Source organism: Salibacter sp., assembly GCF_031581065.1.
GTDB lineage: Bacteria > Bacteroidota > Bacteroidia > Flavobacteriales_G > Salibacteraceae > Salibacter.
Map to the genome: position 1 here is coordinate 1 of NZ_JAVLBN010000078.1, position 5420 is coordinate 5420.

Sequence of the window (5420 nt, forward strand, 5' to 3'; positions counted from 1 at the left end):
ACATTGAGGGAGAAGAAATCATGAGCAGAGAACTGAATAGTGATGGAAAAACCATTTCCAAAAAGCTCCAGCTTCCTGGTTTATCAAGCGGAGTGTACTTCGTGAGCCTCCAAAACGAACATCAACAAATCACCAAACGAATTGTGAAGTTTTGATTTAAAGCATTAAATTCTGATCATTAAACTATATCCATAGTCACCGCAGAGTAGAAAACAGCATATCGCTCACAGTGTTACAAACTACTAACGCTTTGACCAACAAATAGAACGGAATTGCTACGTAACCAGACCAAAAAGTGCCGTCAGGCACGACACACTTCTATCTCCGGGTGATAACCCGGAGCCTGAGTGTAAAAACAAGTCTCAAAGTAACGTAGGTACGGTTCACTTTTTAAATGCCTAAATTTTATTCCTGTTCTGTGGTCCGTGCTTACAGCACTCGTTGGGAGATCAGCTCGCTTTTTACTCTGGGCTAAAACCCAGAGTTAGGTTTAAGTCGTGCCTACGGCACTGATGTTCGTAGTTTTAATCTGAAAATTAGTTGTACCACAGTGTTTAACAGTTTTTTCTCAGAGTTTTACAGAGTATTAGCCAATTCGTTAATCCTTTTACCTTAGCTCGACCAAACCTCCAAGCTACAAACATTCGTTGTTAGCACTTTCAGCCTGACCTCACCTCACTTTAAACGTTAAACCCTAAACGTTAAACTCAACAAGCTCCAAACCTGACAAAACTCATTATTCAACCTTTTTCATTGTCGTATTTTTGCCGCCCAATAAGAAATTTGGACGATTCGTTATGAGCAAGATTTGGAAAAAAAGGTCACAGGAAGAAATCAAGTCTGTCGTTTTCAAGGCACTTGAAGACAACGTCAACTTCAGCGAACAAAACATACTTGGGATTCCCGCATCGTACCTCGATGACAAGGTTTTCAACCAGGATGCCTCATTCGTGAAAGATGCTCCTTTTATTTCCACGCTCATTCAGAACCCAAACCATATCGGCTGTCACACACTCGGCTCTTCAGAGTCATTTTTCAAAGGAACCCAACAAATTGAAAAAGAACTGATCGCCATTTGCGGAACGGATATTCTCAAGGGCAAAACCGGCAACTATGACGGTTACGTGGCATCGGGCGGAACAGAAGCCAACATCCAGGCAATGTGGATCTACCGCAACTTTTTCATGCAGGAGCGCGGAGCTTCGCGAGAGGAAATCGCCATCATCGCCAGTGCAGATACGCACTATTCTGTCGATAAAGTCGGCAACTTGCTGGCTCTGACCGTGAAAAAAACACCGGTTAATGAAAACCGCCAAATCGAGCACGACTCGCTTCGCAAAACGCTAAAAGAAGCTCAAAATGAAGGGTTTAAACACTTTATCGTTATCAGCAACATGATGACCACCATGTTTGGCTCTGTTGACGACATCAGCGTTTACACCGATGTTTTAACGGAGCTGGACTGCGATTTCAAACTTCACGTTGACGGGGCTTATGGCGGATTTTACTACCCGTTCACCAACAAAAACGAAGACCTCACTTTTCAAAACGAACACATTTCATCTTTCACGCTCGATGCGCACAAAATGGCGCAGGCACCTTACGGGACGGGCATTTTCATTATCAGAAAAGGGATGATTCATTTTGCCAACACGAGAGAAGCCAGCTACGTTGAAGGTGAAGATTACACGCTAATCGGAAGTAGATCAGGCGCTAATGCAGTTGCAGTGTGGATGATTCTGAACAAAAACGGTCCGTACGGCTGGCACGAAAAAGTTTTTATCCTGCAAAAACGAACCGGCTGGATGTGTGATAAATTAACCGAGCTCGGCATCGAGTTTTACCGACATGAACACTCGAATATCGTTACCATCAAGAACGAGTTTATCAACAAAGAAACAGCCCTCAAATTTGGACTGGTACCCGATAATCACGCCAATCCAAACTGGTACAAAATTGTGATCATGGAGCACGTAACCATCGAAAAGTTGAGTTTACTCGTTGACGATATCAAAAGTCACATGAGCTAGGCTTTTTCTCGGTCAGAGCCTGTATGTCAGGCCCATTTTGGTTTCCTCAGCATCGAGGTTCAGCGTGTCTTTTAGTTTCAACGCCAGGCAGTGCGAAGCCATCGGCTCACCGTGATTGAGGAATATCTTTTTGGGTCGGTTTTCAAACTGGCCAACCCAATCGAGTAAATCGGTTTGATCACCATGAGCTGAAAGTGCATTGAGATGTTCAACCTTTGCTTTTAACTTGTACCAGTCACCAAAGAACTTGAGTTCCTTTTCACCATTCATGAGCGATCTGCCACGGGTTCCCTCAGCCTGAAAGCCGGCAAGCAGGATAGTATTATTTGGATTTCCCATGTGTTTTTGCAGGTAATACAGGATCCGACCACCTGTAATCATTCCGCTACCCGCCAAAACGATTTTCGGTTTTTTATCCTGGATGATCATCTGTGAGCGGTAATAATCTTCAATCATCGTACATTCATCCTGCATCATTTGCACATCTTCATTGCTCAGCAAGTGCCAATCGGGAAAGCGGTAAAATACCTCCGTTGCGCTCTTCGCCATCGGGCTGTCGAGGTAAAACGGAATACGCGGAATCTTCTCCTGCTGGCGGAGCTTTGCGATAAAGTAGATAATTTCCTGGGCACGCTCTACCGCAAATGTGGGAATCATCAAAATACCTTGCCTGTCCAACGTTTCCAGAATCACACGTTCAAGCGATTCAACCGGATCTTCATCAGGGTGATTGCGGTTTCCGTAAGTCGATTCTAAAACAATGTAGTCAGCTTTTTCCAATTTTTTGGGCGGATAGAGTAAATGCGGTTTTTGCCGGCCTATGTCGCCCGAGAAAACTATTGTCTCCTCACCCAATTCCATTTCAACCATTGCAGCTCCCAAGATGAGACCGGCATGGTGAAACTGAAACTTGATCTCCTGGTCGATAAAAACATACTCCGAATTATCGTGAATCTTGAAGAGCGGAAAAACCAGTTCGGCATCTTGTCTGTCGTAAAGCGGTTTGGCCTCTTTGTGGCTCGAGTATCCGCGTTTGTTAGCTTCTTCAGCTTCCTCTTCCTGTATTTTTGCACTGTCGAGCAGAATAATTTTCGCCAATTCAGCAGTAGGTGCCGTACAGTGAATGTTACCTGCAAAGCCATTTTTCACAAGAGCCGGTAACATCCCGCAGTGATCGAGATGAGCATGAGTGAGAATCACCGCATCAATTTCTGACGGATCAACAGGGAAATCATCACGGTTTTTGAGTCTCAGCTCTTTCAGACCCTGAAACATTCCACAATCTATCAGTACTTTTTTATTGTTGTAACGAACCAGCGTTTTGGAACCCGTTACCGTTCCGGCTGCACCCCAAAACTGCAGTTTAGCTCTTGTCTCTTTTTGCATTTATTATCGAAATTGATCTACTCAAAGATGGGGAATTAAAACTTCTGATTGCAAATTGTAAGTTAAAAGTATCAAATCAATAAGTCAATTGTGACAAAGAGCAAATCCGAAAAAAAGCCGGATAAGATAAACCACAAAGAAACAGAAACATCAGTCCCTTTGAGCATCTCCTTTATTTTCTCAGTCTTAATTGCAAACAATGTGATCAATTGAACTCCAAGAGATTGCAACCCAACAAAAAGAACGGATTTAGCAGACAACTCTGTACTGAAAAGTGAACTACTTATGAAATAAAACAACCATACTCCAAAAATGCGTTGTGGAATGAGGATTCAACTGAAAAGTAATTTGAATTTAGTGTTCATAGATAGGTTATTTCGAAAAGCGTTTTAACCGTTTTTGATAATGTTTCAAATATTGTCTTTTAGTGGATAAATTCAAAAATGAACGATTGATTATTTCTTCTACTTCTTTAGACTTCGAAGACATTTCATCAAAAATTCTCCGGGCAATTGTTTCACTAATATCAACCTGATTAGCTAATTCTAAAAACTGATCAGCTATTTTACCACCAGATAAATTTTTCGGTAAAAGGCCATCTTCAAGTGCAAAATCGTTATCACTTACATGAATTCTACTGTTTAGCAAATCGTACGCTGGACTCAACCTGTGATCACCTAACTCTGTTTCTAAAAGAGAAAAATTTTTGAAGTGAGCATCACCATTTGAAAACAGATAATTAAAGATTAATAACCGCATTAGTTTTGGAGCTTCAACCGCATAAGCAGGGACATACTTTTTCATCAAGTCAAAAAGCTCGAGGTAATTACCTTCATATTTGTAATGCTCACCATGAGTTTGAGGTGTTCTACCTGCAAGTGTAGCAAAATCTTCCTGTGCTCTTTTACCTCCAGAGTCTTTTACATCAAACCGCTTTGTTAAATATGCTATTTCGCCATTTTTAAAGAAAATGAGTGCACTTTCAGCTACCTCAATAGCAAAAACCTGTTTCGCTATTTGCATGGTGAGATGTTCATTAGCTGGTATCTGATCCTTTTTGCTTCCAAATGATGGAATTGGCTTGAGTATGTACCCTCCTCTTTCTTCACCGGTTACAAGTCTCAATTTATTCTTATCGCGTAAAACTGAGTACTTTTCCTGTACACCAGAAATAGAAATTTGTCTTCGGTTATCATCAAAGGCAGATTCATCCTCTAGTCCTGATTGAGGAGAATTATAAGGCAATAAATGAGAAACTTTCCTCCCACCAAACATTTGTCTTAGGCATCGGGTGCTGTATGTATCAAATCCTTCAGTTAATGTCCCCGGACAATTAGTAATCTCAATCATCATCAGTTTCTTTTACTACTCTTAATGCACCAATACTGTCATTTTTAGCTACAATAGTGAGAATTCCAAAATGATCATCCTGATCAACTCTGTTCAATTGAACAACAGCTTCCCTATTCCTGCCCTCTGGGAGCATATTGTAAAAAACCGGAAATAAATGTTTCGAACGAAATACTTTCTTTGACTTTGGAAACGAAAGACTTATTGATGGCTTTTGCTGATTCAACAACCAGCTCTCTTTATATTCAAAAGTGAATGAGCCATTATCATGTTGTACCAAAATTCCGGCCTCTTCATTCTTATATAAAACTCTGGCTCTTCTCATCAATCATCAATTTTTTGGATGTTCAAACTCAGCTCCATTCCCAATACATCAGCGATCTTTTGTAGTGTTCTCAATGTTGGGTTTCCCTTACCGCTTTCAAACTCACGTAAAGTTCGTAACCCAACTCCAGATAGTTCAGCCAATGCTTCCTGAGTTACATTTAACGATTTCCTGCGCTGTTTTACCTGCTCAATAATACATGTAATGTGCATTTTAATGCATTTTGAGTATAAAATTAATAATTATCAACGAATAACAACACTAATAATGCATTTTATTGCATTTTTAAGACTTATTATTGAGTTTTAAAAAACTCAAACTCCTTTGAC

General features: G+C 40.8%; 6 protein-coding genes. 2 read left to right on the top strand and 4 right to left on the bottom strand.

The genetic code is table 11. The features are described from left to right. Positions 1–17 precede the first annotated feature (17 nt). Entirely contained in the window at positions 18–155 is a 138-nt protein-coding gene (locus RI557_RS11770) for a T9SS type A sorting domain-containing protein (RefSeq protein ID WP_409079702.1), read from the top strand. 642 nt (positions 156–797) lie between these two features. After that, positions 798–2030, top strand: coding sequence for a pyridoxal-dependent decarboxylase (locus RI557_RS11260; RefSeq protein ID WP_310683851.1), 1233 nt, complete (start codon positions 798–800; stop codon positions 2028–2030). Positions 2031–2042: 12 nt separating this feature from the next. On the opposite strand, the gene RI557_RS11265 is transcribed toward RI557_RS11260, so the two are convergent. From RI557_RS11265 to RI557_RS11280, 4 genes are all read right to left on the bottom strand, one after another. After that, on the bottom strand, positions 2043–3416 hold the full coding sequence (locus tag RI557_RS11265; protein WP_310668129.1) for an MBL fold metallo-hydrolase: 1374 nt from the start codon (positions 3414–3416) through the stop codon (positions 2043–2045). A 372-nt stretch (positions 3417–3788) separates the two neighbouring features. Then, positions 3789–4769 (bottom strand): HipA domain-containing protein, encoded by a 981-nt coding sequence (locus RI557_RS11270; protein WP_310668130.1) that lies wholly within the window; start codon positions 4767–4769, stop codon positions 3789–3791. Continuing rightward, entirely contained in the window at positions 4759–5091 is a 333-nt protein-coding gene (locus RI557_RS11275) for a HipA N-terminal domain-containing protein (protein ID WP_310683853.1), read from the bottom strand. The genes RI557_RS11270 and RI557_RS11275 overlap by 11 nt, the downstream gene beginning before the upstream one ends. Then, positions 5091–5303, bottom strand: a complete 213-nt coding sequence (locus RI557_RS11280; RefSeq protein WP_310683855.1) for a helix-turn-helix transcriptional regulator — start codon at positions 5301–5303, stop codon at positions 5091–5093. The genes RI557_RS11275 and RI557_RS11280 overlap by 1 nt, the downstream gene beginning before the upstream one ends. Between the last annotated feature and the right edge of the window lie 117 nt (positions 5304–5420).